Origin of the sequence: Mycobacterium nebraskense (genome assembly GCF_002102255.1) — a bacterium.
Classification (GTDB): Bacteria; Actinomycetota; Actinomycetes; order Mycobacteriales; family Mycobacteriaceae; genus Mycobacterium; species Mycobacterium nebraskense.
Map to the genome: position 1 here is coordinate 14746 of NZ_LQPH01000164.1, position 14196 is coordinate 28941.

The window sequence follows — 14196 nt, forward strand, 5'->3', positions numbered from 1 at the left end:
GTCGGTATGGCTGATGTGTTGATCAGGGGACTATCGGACGCCGCGGTGGCGCACATCGATGCGTCCGCGGCGGCGCGCGGATTGTCGAGGCAGGAGTATCTGCGGCGACGGTTCGAGACGGAGCGCTCACAGGGGCAACCTCAAGGCAAGCTCACGATCGAGGACATGCGTCGCGCGGCGGCCGCAGCGGCGGACCTCGACGACCCAGAGGTAATGGAGGGCGCGTGGCGGTGACCACGTGGCTCATCGACAAGTCGGCCTACACCCGCATATCAGGCTCGCCCGATGCCGAACTCTGGATCGACCGGATAGAACGCGGTCTCGTGCGAATGAGCACCGTCACCCGCCTGGAGATTGGGTATTCCTTTCGCACCGCGGCGCAAGCGCGTCACGAGGTCGTCTCCCCGCCACTGTCGCTAATGCCGGTGGAGTATTTAACGCCGGCCGCAGAAGATCGCGCCGTCGCGTTGCAGCTGCTGCTCGCCGATCGCGGTCAGCATCGCGCACCGTCGATCCCTGACCTCCTGGTGGCCGCCGCCGCCGATATCGGAGCGCTCACAGTCCTCGCTGTTGACAAAGACTTTGACTTGATCGCGCAGATCTCTGGACAAGCCATCGAATGGCTACGCCTGACATAGGGGCGGCGGCGGCGTGACGGGAAGGCGGCGCTGTGTTCCGGTATCGCCTCAGAAGCCTCGTGGCCGGGCGTCAAGGATGCCTTTGGGTTAACGCTGAGGGAGTTGTGCGAACCGACGACGATTTGCCCTTATCTGACTGTGCCCCAAAGTGATCGAATGGGCCACACTAATTCTAGCCAGCGCGTGCCAGTGTAAGCAGCGAGCCACATGGACGTTAGAGGGTATTGAGCGCGAGTGAGACTCGGCCCCGGTCGACGTCGACCTCGACGACCATGACCGAGACGGTTTGTCCGATAGTGACTACTTCTGAGGGATGTTCGACGCGCCGTTTGCCGAGCCGTGTCTTGTGGATGAGCCCGTCGAAATCGCCGAGGTCGACGAACGCGCCGAAGTCGGTGATGTTTTTGATAGGGCCCGACAGGGTTTGTCCCACAGCGAGTTTGCGTAGAGCGGCTTTCGTGCGTGAGCTGGTTACCGAGGACCGTTTACCGGGGGTGCGGTCCGGCGAGGCCTTTGCCGGCGCCGTGGTCGTTGCTGGTCTGGCGGCGTGGTGCGCCGGCGGGACTCTGGCGGCGCGGGTTGTGGCGCCGGGCCGTACCCCCGTGCGGTACTGGGCTGGGAGAGTGCCGACGACTTCGAGGGCATGTGCCAGGTTGTCGGTCATGTATTTCGCGTAGGCGCCGTCGGCGAGTACCTGGTCTTGGACGAGGTCGCCTTCTTCTTGGCGGTACTTGCGTGATGGGTCGCCGCGAAACGATAGCCAGTTAAAGCTCGTCTTGATGTAGAAGTCGTCGCCTACGAGGACCTTGGCGTGTGTGTCGTCGACTTTGACGATTGCCAGGCGTTGTGAGCGTTGCGCGGCGGTGTGTAGCGCGTCGATGGCGGTGGTGTCGGTTTTCCGGTTGTCACCGAATCCCCAGAAGATTGTGACGTCGACGGTGCGGGCCAGCTTTTCTACGCGGCTGACCCATTGTGCGTCAACGACGGACTGGGTGATCCACGGGCTGATGATTAGCAGCCTCCGTTGGGAATTGGTCAGCGCGTCATCGAGCCGTTTGGGGTGTTCGTAGACGCCGAGCCAGCGAATAGCGCTGCGGCTGAGCGCTTCCGGGTCAGACTGGTCTTGGTCGACCATCGATGTCTGCAGGGCGATGACTTCGTCTCGGGTTAGCCGTTTGCCGGGGTGGCCGACGGGTTCGTGGGGTTCCTCGACGGGGGCGGCAGTCAGGCCAAGGCGCTGCACTGCGCCAATCGCTTCGAGGGCGGCGGTGTGTTCTTCGCTCCACACTCCGTCGACTTCGACACCTAGCCGCAGCGTGTTTGAGTCAATGTCTTTGTACACCAGCAGGATCGCGTCGTAGTAGTAGTTGCGGTTCTCGGTGAGCCCGCTGACGCCCAGGATCCGGAACGCGTCGCTGTTAGCTCGCAGCGCCGTTGAGACCGCGGTGATGCTGAGATCCTCCAGTTGGATCGGCATGCTGGTCGCCGGCGGCATGAGAATTCGGCCGGGGTCGGATTTGGCTTGCGCTGAGCGCCGTAGCGACGGTTTTCGCCATTCGGTGACCCGGTTGGTGAGCCGGTCGTAGATCACCGGAATGGTCGCCGGTTTAGGGCGCCGTATGGTGGCGTTGCGGGCCGCTTCTTGGCCCAGGGCTTGCAGAGACAGTCGACGGTCGCCGCCTTCGGGTGGTTGGCGATAGTCGATGAACTCCGCGTGAAGCATGCCGGCTACGACGCTTTTGGTGTCCCCTTCATCCAGGCCGAGGAACAGCTGGAGGTCGTCGACGGTGTCGATGCCGTGCAGGATGGCCCGCAGCGCGTACTTCAGCCCGGCTTCGATCTCTTCAACCTGTTCGGCGAGTACGTCAACGGTCACGGCGGACACCGGGATTGCCGACGGTTCTGCTGCTAGCAGGACGTGGCCGGGCAGGGCGTGGGCCCAGCGGCGCGCGGCGTCGGCGAGGATGTCGCGGCTCACAGGTATTCCACCCTTGAGGTGTTGGCGGCGGTGATGTGGTGCAGCACCTTCTTGAGTGGGCCTTCCTTGCTGGCACAGAAGTCGGAATCGCCTACTATCCATAGCATTTCGCGGGCCCTGGATAGGGCCACGTTGAGGCGGCCTTTAAATCGTTCGGCGAGGAAGCCCAGTTCGCCGGCAGGGTTGCTGCGGGTTACTGAGAAGATGACGACGTCTGCCTCGCGTCCCTGGACGGCGTCGACCGTTTTGGCGGTGGGCTCGATGTTGGTCAGGGTAAGGCGGCGCAATGCGCGTTCAATTTCGGTGCACTGGGCCCGATAGCCGGTGAGGATCAGGACTTCCAGGGGCTGGCCATCGAGGCGCAGATAGGAGCCGCCGCTGATGTCGGTGTCGATCTGTTGGACCAGTTTCGCGACGTGGTCAGCTTCGAGTTTGTTCGACGAGCTCGAGCTGGCGTGCCGATCTTCTTCGTGGCGGTTGCCGCGCCTGCTGGTGGAAAACCACACCAGGCGATCGGCTGGGTTGACGGTCGCCTGATCCACGACGGGGACCGGGTCATGAATGAGGGCGCCGTCGTAGAAGGTGTTGGAGATGAGTTCGCCGATGGGGACAGCCATTCGGTGCTGGGTGACCAGGCTGGTTTTGCAGGCGGCCGGAGCTTCTCCGATCAAGATGTCGAACAGCGACGCTGACAAGAACGCTTGGTCGAGGTCGAACGTCTCGACCAGGTCTTTGTGTTCGAACACCTCTTCGACCATCGGGGGCAGCTGCTTGGTGTCGCCCACCATGACCCATCTCTTGGAGCGGGTCATCGGGACCAGCAGCTCGGGTGCGGTCGCGCGCGACGCCTCGTCGATGATGCACAGGTCGAATTGCATGTCCTGGATGTGGCTGTTGGCGAGGAAGCCCATGCAGGTTCCCGCGACGACACTTTGGGTGGGTAGAAACATTGGCTCAGCGCTGTCCGGGTCGTTGAGGCTGGCCAGCCAATCACCTTGGGCGCGCATGAGTTCGCGCAGACGACGGTCGGTGCTGCGTCCCCCGAGCAGATCAGCCACCAAGGCGTGCAGTTGGGGTTCATCGACGGTGTCGCCCAGGGGGATGCCCAATTCGGTTGCCGCGGAACGGACTGCGGCGACGGTGTCGTCGGCGCGATCGCTAGCGCGTCCGTAGTCGGCCAGTAATTCGGCGCGGTCTTCGGGTAGCTCGTCGTTGTCGAGGCGGTCGTCGTCGCCGAGTTGGCCGAGGGCTTCGGCGGCCTCGGCTTTACGCCGCAGTGTCGATGCGGCCTCCTCGGCGGTCAGCGCAAGTGAAAGATGTTCGACTTCAACGCCTTCGCGCTGGGCAAGGGTCGACATGCCCGCGCGGGCACGGTGGGCGACCTGTGCTGTCCATGCGGACACTTTGTTGGACAGCAGCATGTGTGCTGCGTCGGGGTCGACGTTGTCGTCGCGGCTGGACAACCGCACGACTGAGGTGACCCCGGAGCGGTGCAGCCGGGTGATGGCGTTGTCGATCGCCACGTGCATCTGGCTGACCAGGAGCACTTTGTCGGCGGGGCGTGCGGCCAGGTATTGGCCGATCAGTTCGCAGATGAACGACGTTTTGCCGGTGCCGGGTGGGCCCTCGACCAGAAACAGGTCGCTTGAGCCGAGCGCGGCGGCGACGGCGGCTTTCTTGTCGTCGTCGAGATCCGGTGTCCTCGGCTGGAACGCGACCGGCTGCGGGTGTGCGGCCAGCGTCGGATCTAGGACGAGGTCGCGCAGGTGTGGCCGTGCCGCGCTGCCCTCCCGCAGCGCTGCCAGGGCGCTTTTCTGCCGGCTAATGGCGGCATTGGATGGTGTGCGGTCGCGGACTAGCAGCCCATCGGTTGGGATGTCGCCGCCGGGACGGTGGACGCGCACGGTGAGAGTTTGGCCGTCGACGTCGACGATGGTGGCGGCCACGCCGCGGCTGGTCGGTTCACTGACGGGTCGCGCGATGCGTTCTTGGTCGAGGACGGCGCCGGTCTGCGGCGTTGTTGCTTCGAGTTCGAATTCGGGGCCCGAGCGTGCTATCCGCTTGTACTGGATTGGCTCCTCGAGCCGCTTTTCCAGTTGCTGCTTGGCGTCGATCAACTTCGACCAGTTGTTGAGCCGCAGCTGTTTGAACCGGTCGCTGACCTGATCGCCGGCATCCTGAACGGCTTTTTGCAGCATTGTGTGCAGTTCGTGGGTGGCCAGCGCGGCCTGGTGCGGGTTGGCCGGGCGTGACGCGGTCCAGGTGTAATCGCGGCCGTCGAGGGTGACGGCGCTCTCGTTGCGCCGCAGAATCTCAAGCTGTTCGAAGTCTTTCGTTTCAGCCCAGATACAGAGCAGCCGCTGGGAGTTCTTGAACACCAGCGTCAACGAGATCTGGTCACCGACCAGGCGGAATTCTTCGGCGGTGAGTTCGGCGCCGCCGTCGTCGCTGTTCTTCAGCCGGGGAATTGCATAGGTTGCTGTCCCCATGCGCGCCGCGATCACCGCTTCAGCGGGTCGGCCGTCGCCGCCTTCTTCGAGGGCTCGGCGCGCTGTGGCCGACAGTTCGAACGGGATTTCTTTTCTGCGGTGCCAGCGTGCGCTTCGCTTCGTTTGGATGGTCTGTAGAGCGAGGTGGAAGACCTGCCCGTCGGCCGGTCGTCGGTTGAGGTCGGTGTGGAGGGCATCGCTTAGCAGCTGACCCACTTCTGGGGGGACGTTGGCGTTGTCCAGGGCGCGCCCGATATCGGGGTAGTCCCGCAGTTCGTGGCCGGTCACGCACTGCAGCAGCGTTGCCGCCAGTCCGTAGACGTCGAAGCGGGTGGACCCGCGTGAGGCGGCGTCGGGCGGCGCCCACGGCGGCGTGGTCATCCCGGCCACCGTGGCGTCTTTGGCGCCGGCGATCTGGTCTTTGATCTTGGACAGTGCGAAGTCGGCCAGCAGCGGTTGCGTGCCGTTCCATAACACGTTGGCGGGCTTGATGTCTCGGTGCAGAACCGACATCGAGTGTGAGTGCGCCAGCGCGGAGGCCAGCGGAAGCGCGATCACATCGGCGATGTCGTCCCAGCCCGGCGGCTCAGCGAACGCGGCCAGCCAGTCTTTGATGGTCTCCTCGACCCAGTCGAGCACCACGTAGTAGAACCCGGAATCGGTGTCGGTGCCGCTGTCGAGCAGGGCAGCGATATGAGGGTGGCTGAGCTTGCGTAGCGCGCCTGTTTCGCGCTCGAAATAGATGCGGTAAATGTCGTCGGATGTCGCCGGCACGATCTTGACCGCCACCAGGCGTCCGCTCTGGTGAAGGTCGGCAGCTTGGAACAGCTCACCTTGGCCGCCCACGCGGCGGGTGTTCTCGATTTCGGCGTAGCGGCCAGCGATCACACGCCCCACACATATCCCCTTCCCGACCGTGGCCGTTCAGACGACGATACGCACTGCGGACGACACATTCGGCGTCGGTTCGCACGTGGCCCGCCCGGCGGCAGTCTGCGGGCTGGAGTAACGATATGTAAGCCATCGCCTTGCGTAAATGACTACTGTACCATTCCATAATTGTAAGCTATAATTTGACGCTGGTATGGATGCTGCCTCACACTGGGACTCATGGCAACGAGACCTGCCAGCCGCCTGGGCCAGCTGATCGAGGACTACAAACGTGTACACAGCGCCAGCGACACCGGCTTGGCCGACCGGATCGGTATCACCCGTCAGACGCTGGTCCAATGGCGCAACGGCGAATTGCGCACGCTGCCAACGCAGGCCAACCTGCGGTCGGCCGCCACTCAGCTCGGTTGTCCCTACCGCACAGTGCTCGACGCGGCGTTGTACGACACCGGTTACCTCACTCCCCCGCTCGCATTGGAGCCGCGTGCGTATGCGGATGTGTTCGCCGAGGCCGTCGCGATCCTCACAGAGGCGACCCGCCTCACGAATCAGCGTGTCCGGCGGACCGCCACCGGCGGGTGGGAGCCCGACCCGGATGCGCCGCCGGATCGGATCGACTGGGCCGCGTTCGTCACCGAAGCCTTGGCCGGGGCAACCGCCAACGCCGGCGGCATCGACAACGTCTTGGCCGGCCGCCCTGGGTCCTGGGAAGCCGCCGTCGTTCGCGACGTCTTGAACGCTGCTGTCGGCCAGGACGAGTGGGACCTATGGCGCTACCGCACCGAGCCCGTCGACATCATCCTCAAACCCGAACAAATCCTCTATGACGTAGGCGACCTGGAGCACATGGCTGCCTACGACGATGCCGAACAGGAACTCTCGCGCCGCGAGGAAGAGATTTCGCGGTCAGTGCCGATCAAGCCGGGAGGGTTGGACTGGGTCAACGATCCCGTGCAGGTCGCGGAGTTTCACGCCGCCATACGGGCCGAAGCTGAAAACCCCACTCCCCCAACCCCGGAAGAACAGGCGATCGACGACGCGCTGGCCGCTGTACAGGCACTCAGGGACCGCCTCCAAGCTCAACAGCGGGCCGAGCTCGCCGACTACGGCCAGGCGCTGGTCGCCGCCGTCACCGAGCACCTGGCCGACCTCAATCTGCCTGTCCCCGTTTCGGTTACGGTCGACCTCGACGCCCAGCTCGACGCCTTGCACGGCGGCGGCACCCCTGTAATCGGGGAGGTAACCGGCGCCATCGACGTGGCGATCGCCGACGCCATCATGACCACACCCACTCCTAGCGCCTTGCCTGGCACGCCGCTTGAACGCGCCGAAGCCGCACTTTCCCGCGACCAGGACGCCCCCCGCAATCCCGAATAGGTGTCGTACCCGCGAGACAGAATAGACGCGATGCCGACCCCCAGCGAGGAGAATCTGATGGCGAACACTTCAGTCACGACGACCATCACCGCGGTCCCCTGTGGCCGTGATCGGCATGGCAACCCGCTTGCGCCTCGCCGCTATGTCGTCGATGCCCGTCGTGAGGACTGGGGCGACGGCCGCACGAGGGTGTTCGAGCGTCGCCCGGACTTGGAAGTTGGCGACGGAACGCTGCGGTTCGCGCCGGTCGTCGTCCGAACGGACGGCATTCGCGAGTATCGCGAACCTCACCCGACCGAACGCGATGTTGCCGCAGCCTGCGCGGTTTGTCGTGGGACAGCTAAAGGGGTCGAACGAGGTGACCGGCATCGAATGGCATGACAGTGGCTACTTTCGCTTCAGCACAGCCGCGATCTGCGCGAAGGGGGTCGCAGGCGACGTTGCGGCGTTGGCTGAATTTGCCAGGCGTGCAGGGGCTTTGACCACATCGCGCGTCGTCTATGAGGCCAGCGACGCTTTCGGCGACATCGGATACGACCCGGAGGTGTGGTCACTGGCGCGCCACTGCTTCGAGGACGACTTCGAGCGCAAGCGCGGGGACAAATCGGCGCTGTCACAACTGAGGCTTGCCGCAGAGAGCCTGCCAACTGATCGGAAAGCGCTGGTCCAGCTGGCCAAGGCCAGGGCCGCCGTGCTGAATGAGGTTGCACCGTTGGTCCCGTCACCGCGGGTGTTCGATACGCATACCGCCGGTGTGATCGTCGCGGAGCGGCGCGCGATGCGCGGCTTCGCCGCATGGGTTGACTGGGTTTCGCCTGAAAAGGTTGTCGCGACGTCGGCGCGGGCCTGGAACGACATCGACCGCACTCCCCCGCGATCCAGCGTGGTCGACATCGCCGCAGCCCTGGGCACATCGGAGCTTGGCCAGTGGGTCGAGCAGATGTCACCTGAGGTTGATCCAGTCGTCGCGTTTCGGGTGGAGGGGCCGGCCGGCCCGATCTATGAGGTGGGCACTGGAACGCACCGGGCGCACGCTGCACGGGTGTTCGGCCTTCCGTGCTTGCTTGCATTGGTCAAGCCGGCGGGGCTGCCGGTGGCGGTGCGTCCGGCGGATCGGGAGGTATCGGCAGTATGGGCAGGGTTGCTCGACCGCGGACTTGTACAGGCCGCAGTGTCGGACGATAACTGGTGGTACGTCGGGTCAGTCGTCGGAGAATGGATGCTGGCGGCGCCGTCGGTGGCCACGCAGGTGAACAGTGCGTACGAGCGGGTTTACCCCGGTGCGCTATCTGAAGCGACCGGGTTGACGGTCGCGGAACTGACGCATCCTCAGCTGTGGAGGCGTGCCCTGGGCGGCCGACGCGGATGGTGGGGGCGCCCCGCGGTCTCGGGCACGCAAGGTAGCGCCGGATCGGCGGCCGGTGGTGGTATCGGGTAACACGACAAAGGAATTCGACGGCGATTCCTGGCGGGTCTCTGTCTGTTTCTGTTGTCTGTCTGTCCGTCCGTCCCCCCCAAGACGGCGGTCGCACGGTCAAGAACTTCGCGATTGGCGACGACGACGCCGTGACAGACCGGGCGACGGCGCTCGGAAAAATGCTGGGGATATCTCCTGGCGCGGCGCAAGACTTCGCACAAGAGGTCGCCGAGGCCACTCGTATCGAGCGACAGGTGCTACTTACAGGGCGTCGATGAGCGCCTGGCGGGTCGCCTCGTCATTGGCAGCCAGCTCGACCAAGGCGCGCATGATGTCGGCCTTGGTCAATGTGCGTCTGCGGGTTTCGCGTCGCAGCCGGTAGAGGAGTTCGTCCCATTGGGTGACCTCGTCCCCGACAAGCCGGATGGACCAGTTCACGCGATCAATGTCGTCATCCGGTGCGGGCACGAACCTGATTCTAAGCCCAATCCTTTATGCGCGCAAACATGCTGGCGCGCATAAAGGCATGCGCGTATTCTTGTATGGCGAGGCGTGGCCTGGCCGTGAAAAGGCGCGGCAGGGTCGCTACTACGGGAGACAATGGCTCGGATGGGCGAGGAGGGCGTCTAGGTGTCATCACCACGCATCACCAGCCGGCCAGCGATCGTGGCCGACTTCGCCGGCATCGACAGCCTGCAACAGCGACCAGCGTCTAGAGGAGAGGCAACATGATTCATCGCAACGCAGGTGCTCCTCATCATGTACTGATGCACCCTGAGCGTGACGACTGCGGAACGGTGGTGGACAGTGTCAACCCAGCGTGGACACCTAACGTGCTGACGGCGACGCCGCCGGACGCCGGCATGGTGAAAGTCCGGTGGTCTGACAGCGCTGATCCGACCCAGTTGTATTGGGAATACCTCGCCGAGCTGCGGCCCGTAGTCGAGGAGTCATGAGCGCAACCGCCCGTGAGCATGTGCGCAACGTGGCCGCTGACAACGGTTACGAGCGCGATGGCGACCTTGGCGAGGCATCGCCGTGGGATGCGTTCGTTCGCAACGAGAGACGAGTCGCCATCAAGTTCAGCCGAACAAACGATCGAGTTCTGAAAGTCACTGTCAACGGCTCCGACGTCCGCGGCCGCTATGGCGGTGCGATCACCGCCCTGGCCGGCCCTGACGGCGACCTGCGCCGAGCATAGGCCGATCCAGGAAGCGTAGGCGACACAAGGAGATTGAAGCGCATGGGGACTCAACGTGGAGGGCTGGCGTACGACAGGGGGCGCGCCGCCTGCAGGTGGTGCAGATGACGGGTACGAGCGACGGCGACCCAGACGGGCACCGACCGGCGTGGTTTCGGGAGTTTTTGACTGACAGGGCCACACGTAAGCCGTCACCACACACCTTGCAGGCATACCGCCACGACTTTGACGCGATCGCCAGCCGACTTGTCTGTGAACCACAACATATTTCGGCGCTGACGCCGACCGCTATCACGACGGCCGCGATGCGAGAGGCGTTCGCGGACTTCGCGCACGGCCACGAGGCTGCGTCTGTGCGGCGCTGCTGGTCGACGTGGAACACGCTGTGCGGCTATCTTTTCGGCGCCGAGCAGATCCCCGCCAACCCCATGGAACTTGTCGGAAAACCCAAGCCAGCCAAGACGTTGCCGAAATCTTTGCCGCCGGCGGCAGCGCAAGCGTTGCTGGGCGCGATCGACGCGCCAGGCGCGGACACCCGGACCACCGACTGGCCCGAGCGCGATCGTGCGATTGTGTTCACCGGGCTACTAGCCGGCCTGCGCGCACATGAGCTGCGCGGCGCGAATGTGGGCGATCTGCGTGTGCTGGCCGGCAATCGCGGCGGCGTTTTGCACGTGCGCGGTAAGGGCAACAAAGAACGCGCCGTACCGATCGAGCCTGCCCTCGTTGAGGTGATCAACGCGTATCTGGACAGCCGCGCAGCACGATTCCCCAACACAGTGCGCCAGCGCACCGCAGGGGCGCAGCACAGCCGGTGGCCGGCTCAGGCACCGTTGTTTGTCGGTCGCGACAACGAGCGCATCACCCGAGGCGTGCTGCAGTACCGGGTTTTACGCGCTTTCAAGCTTGCCGGTCCAGACGCCCAACGCGCACGCGGCGCCCTATTGCATGCACTACGGCACACGTTCGCTACCGAGCTGGCCAATGCCAACATTAGTGTTTACGCGCTGATGCGGCTACTCGGGCACGAGTCCATGGCCACCTCACAGCGTTACATCACAAGCGCGGCCGCCGAGACCAAGTCCGCGGCCGCCCTCAACCCGCTCTATAGCCTTGTCAACCGGCCGTTGGAGGCTGATCCGTCGTGATCACCCCAGAACCCGTGGCGCCGTTGCCCAACGAGGTCGCCGGGTATCGCATCGAACGTATCCTGGGCCGGGGCGGGATGGGTGTGGTGTACCTGGCTGAAAGCCTGACCTTGTTACGACGCGAAGCCCTCAAAGTGCTCTCCGTCGACCTTGCCGACAGCGCTGCCGCCCGCGACGCCTTCCGCAGAGAGGCTGTGACGACCGCGGCGCTGGACCACCCGAACATCGTGACGGTGTTTAGTCGCGGCGACACGGACGACGACCGCCCGTGGATCGCCATGGAGTACATCGCCGGCACTGACGCCGAGAACGCGCTGCGTGAGGACACCGTCACGCCGTCGCGGGCGTTGCACATCATCACCGAAGTGGCCGGGGCGCTTGACTACGCCCACGGCCAGGGCGTGATTCACCAGGACATCAAGCCCGCCAACTTTCTGCTCGGCAAACAGACCGGGGCGCGAGACAGGGTGGTCCTGGGGGACTTCGGCGCCGCCCTGAGCCTCAATGAGGCCGCCGACGCGAGCGGCGGGGGTTCGATGGTGGCCAGTTTCGCCTATACCGCCCCCGAAGTCATCACGGGCAGCACGACGATCGGGCGCCAGGCCGACATTTATTCGTTGGGCTGCAGCCTGTTTCGGCTTCTCACCGGCCAATATCCGTTCGCTGGGCATGACAGCGTGGTGTCGATCGCCAACGCGCATCTCGAGCAGCCGCCGCCGCGGCCTTCTGCCTTTGTGTCGTGGGCGACAGCAAACCTCGATGACGTCATCGCGCAGGCCCTGGCCAAACAGCCCGAGCAGCGCTATAGCACGGCGGGCGAACTTGCGGCCGCTGCTGCGCGCGCGATGCGTGTCCCGTGGCAGGCTCGCACACCGGCGCCCACCGACATGGCCGCCGGTCCTCCTCCCCCGCCGCGGGTTTCGGTGTCGCCGGTCGTCAGGACGTCGCGGTCACGACGTTATGTGGCGGCGCCGAGACGCTGGATCGCCGCGGGTGGGATCGGCGCAGCGGCGGCCGCGGTCGCGCTGCTGGTGTGGTTGGTTCTACCTAGCCACAATTCGGCTTCCAACTCGGGGGCATCGCGGAGCTCGACGAGCAGCACGGCGTCGAGTAGCAGCGCCGCGGCGCCGACCGCGGCGCCGATCGAGCAGCTGCGGCGTGTCGTGCCCGCCGCAGGGTACCCGCCCGGTGCGTGCACGCCGGCGCCGCCCGGGCCGGCGGCGGTCATGTCGTGCGGACCCAACGTGGATCCGGGCGGTCCGAGTGCGGCGATATACACGTTGGCCCGCGACACTGCATCGCTGCAGGCCGCATTCGCCCAGGTCATTTCGACCGCCAACACCGTGGTGTGCCCTGGCAATATTCAGTCACCAGGCCCTTGGCGGCGCGTGTCTGACCCGAGCGTCCCCAAGGGCACCGTGTTTTGCGGGTTCCGCGATGACCGGCCGCTGATGGCCTGGACCGTAGATTCCGAACACCTATTAGCGGTCGTTGCCTCCGACGTGCCGGATCCCAACGCGCTCAACGCGCTCTACGCGTGGTGGGCGACCCACTCGTCGTGACGGCCCACCGGTAGAGCCAGCCGCGGTTGGCTGCCCGCCAAGAGCGGCTGCAGACGGACGTCGTTGGTCCACGCTGGCCCGTACAGCGCGTGCGCGGACCATAACGCAATGGCCACCGCCGACGGCCCAGCCACACGTAGGGGCAGGCAACGATCACCGTAAGCGAACGTCACGGTGCAGCCCAGTAGATCTGGGTAGAACTCCGTGACGTAGCCGAACCAGAAATCAATTAGCGTGCCGTCTGGTCCGCTGCACATCAGCCGCTCGTCGGTGACGACGATGGTGGACTGCTGCTGATAGCGCCATTGAGCGACCTCGTCGCGGCGAGCCCGCCTTTTGCGTCGGCCGTTGATAACGCTCTGCGCGGCGAGCATCCCCAGCGTGAGCCCAGCGCTGCCGAAGACGAACGTGGAGGACCGCTCGTAGGTGCCGTCGCCGGCGGCCAGGCGGCTGGACGTGGCGGTGGTGCACAGCCGCGCTTGTTCATCGTCGTCGAGAATGGGGCCGTAGACCGCGACCGACGCTGGCGCGACACCGCTGCGTAGTGCCGTGGCCCAGCCGCGCGCGTAATCCCACCACGGATCGGCCGCGACGAGTTGCGCCTGCACTGTGATCACCGCCCCTGTGAATGCTGCTGGTACTGGTGGCAGCAACATAGCACTGCGCTACGACAACAGTTCGGGGCTGGCGTCACGGGCGGGGCGCACGAAGCGGGAGATGGCCACGTGCTCCTGCGGGTTGGGGGTCTTAACCCTGCCGCCCGTGACGCCGCCTTAACGCTAACACCGTGATCTGACAGCTTCGGCGAAAATCGACGCACGTGCGCAAAGCAGCGACGTGAACACCCGGCGTAGAGGACGTGGTGTTCACGGGCAAGCGCGCAGGGCTGCACCAGCCAGCCAGCCGGCCGCGTGGTCTGCTGCCTGCCGAAGCGTTCGGGGCTGCTTGCCGTCATCGTCTGACTTCCAACCTCGTTCGGATCATTACCCGCGTAGTGTAAGTTGGCCGGCCACCGGCGCGAGACGCAACTTACACCTGTCACAAGCCCAGTGTACCTGGTGGTGTCTATCCTGCGTTTACGCATTGCCGTTATTGGCGCTTTGTGCCCGGCTTCGGGGGCGGCTGCATGTGAGCTGAGGATGGCGTGTGAAACGGCCGGGCGGTTCCCGGCCGTCGAACTGTGGTGTCGTTCAGCGGGATTGGTGCGACGTCGCGGTTAAACCGCCAGCCTTGTCGCGGTGAATCCGCTTCCGCCGCAACCTATCTGGCTCTCTGAAGGTTGTCGGCTGCTGCTCGTAGGGTGGCACATGCCCGAATACTGGAAAGGTGGGTGATGGTGGAGCCGTGGATCGTTGAAGCGGTGTTGCTGGTCGCCGGCGCGCAGCCTGCGCGCCTGGCCCGGTGGATGCGCGAGAACGTCGATGAGGACGCGCGTGGTGAATCGCGCCGTGGCGTAGAGCGGGTCGATACCGGCCATTTCGTGTTGTAGCGCCTG

The 14196-nt window shown here is 65.0% G+C and carries 14 protein-coding genes; 10 read left to right on the forward strand and 4 right to left on the reverse strand.

What is annotated here, in order from left to right:
• Positions 1-6 precede the first annotated feature (6 nt).
• Both vapB and AWC17_RS24990 read left to right on the forward strand, forming a co-directional pair.
• Positions 7-234, forward strand: a complete 228-nt coding sequence (gene vapB, locus AWC17_RS24985; protein WP_074376081.1) for a type II toxin-antitoxin system VapB family antitoxin — start codon at positions 7-9, stop codon at positions 232-234.
• Positions 225-638 (forward strand): PIN domain-containing protein, encoded by a 414-nt coding sequence (locus tag AWC17_RS24990; RefSeq protein WP_074376082.1) that lies wholly within the window; start codon positions 225-227, stop codon positions 636-638. Before vapB ends, AWC17_RS24990 begins: the two co-directional genes overlap by 10 nt.
• A gap of 214 nt (positions 639-852) precedes the next feature.
• Here the strand turns inward: AWC17_RS24990 and AWC17_RS24995 are convergent, their stop codons facing one another.
• Together AWC17_RS24995 and AWC17_RS25000 are read right to left on the reverse strand one after the other, a co-directional pair.
• On the reverse strand, positions 853-2616 hold the full coding sequence (locus tag AWC17_RS24995; RefSeq protein ID WP_141224764.1) for a S1 RNA-binding domain-containing protein: 1764 nt from the start codon (positions 2614-2616) through the stop codon (positions 853-855).
• Positions 2613-6002, reverse strand: a complete 3390-nt coding sequence (locus AWC17_RS25000; protein ID WP_085165196.1) for a serine/threonine-protein kinase — start codon at positions 6000-6002, stop codon at positions 2613-2615. The genes AWC17_RS24995 and AWC17_RS25000 overlap by 4 nt, the downstream gene beginning before the upstream one ends.
• Positions 6003-6215: 213 nt before the next feature.
• Here AWC17_RS25000 and AWC17_RS25005 point away from each other — a divergent pair, with 213 nt between their 5' ends.
• The 3 genes from AWC17_RS25005 (at position 6216) to AWC17_RS25015 (ending at position 8811) form a co-directional block, all read left to right on the forward strand.
• The gene (locus AWC17_RS25005; protein ID WP_085165198.1) at positions 6216-7373 is read left to right on the forward strand and encodes a helix-turn-helix domain-containing protein; all 1158 of its coding nucleotides are present in this window, start codon (positions 6216-6218) and stop codon (positions 7371-7373) included.
• A gap of 30 nt (positions 7374-7403) precedes the next feature.
• Positions 7404-7754, forward strand: a complete 351-nt coding sequence (locus tag AWC17_RS32250; RefSeq protein WP_141224765.1) for a hypothetical protein — start codon at positions 7404-7406, stop codon at positions 7752-7754.
• Positions 7755-7851: 97 nt separating this feature from the next.
• Positions 7852-8811, forward strand: coding sequence for a hypothetical protein (locus AWC17_RS25015; protein ID WP_141224766.1), 960 nt, complete (start codon positions 7852-7854; stop codon positions 8809-8811).
• A 240-nt stretch (positions 8812-9051) separates the two neighbouring features.
• Here the strand turns inward: AWC17_RS25015 and AWC17_RS32255 are convergent, their stop codons facing one another.
• Positions 9052-9258 (reverse strand): hypothetical protein, encoded by a 207-nt coding sequence (locus AWC17_RS32255; protein ID WP_141224767.1) that lies wholly within the window; start codon positions 9256-9258, stop codon positions 9052-9054.
• 299 nt (positions 9259-9557) lie between these two features.
• Between AWC17_RS32255 and AWC17_RS25020 the strand changes: the two genes are divergently transcribed.
• The 4 genes from AWC17_RS25020 (at position 9558) to AWC17_RS25035 (ending at position 12701) form a co-directional block, all read left to right on the forward strand.
• Positions 9558-9746, forward strand: a complete 189-nt coding sequence (locus tag AWC17_RS25020; protein ID WP_085165203.1) for a hypothetical protein — start codon at positions 9558-9560, stop codon at positions 9744-9746.
• Positions 9743-9991 (forward strand): hypothetical protein, encoded by a 249-nt coding sequence (locus tag AWC17_RS25025; protein ID WP_085165205.1) that lies wholly within the window; start codon positions 9743-9745, stop codon positions 9989-9991. Before AWC17_RS25020 ends, AWC17_RS25025 begins: the two co-directional genes overlap by 4 nt.
• 305 nt (positions 9992-10296) lie before the next feature.
• Positions 10297-11139 (forward strand): tyrosine-type recombinase/integrase, encoded by an 843-nt coding sequence (locus AWC17_RS25030; protein WP_308292900.1) that lies wholly within the window; start codon positions 10297-10299, stop codon positions 11137-11139.
• Positions 11136-12701 carry a serine/threonine-protein kinase gene (locus AWC17_RS25035; protein ID WP_244193519.1) on the forward strand — a complete coding sequence of 522 codons (1566 nt, stop codon included), beginning with the start codon at positions 11136-11138 and terminating at the stop codon, positions 12699-12701. The genes AWC17_RS25030 and AWC17_RS25035 overlap by 4 nt, the downstream gene beginning before the upstream one ends.
• Here the strand turns inward: AWC17_RS25035 and AWC17_RS25040 are convergent.
• The gene (locus AWC17_RS25040) at positions 12671-13318 is read right to left on the reverse strand and encodes a hypothetical protein (RefSeq protein ID WP_085165207.1); all 648 of its coding nucleotides are present in this window, start codon (positions 13316-13318) and stop codon (positions 12671-12673) included. The two genes, AWC17_RS25035 and AWC17_RS25040, sit on opposite strands and share 31 nt — an antisense overlap.
• Before the next feature lie 716 nt (positions 13319-14034).
• On the opposite strand from AWC17_RS25040, the gene AWC17_RS32885 reads away from it, so the two are divergent.
• Positions 14035-14190, forward strand: a complete 156-nt coding sequence (locus tag AWC17_RS32885) for a hypothetical protein (RefSeq protein WP_167385635.1) — start codon at positions 14035-14037, stop codon at positions 14188-14190.
• Positions 14191-14196 lie beyond the last annotated feature (6 nt).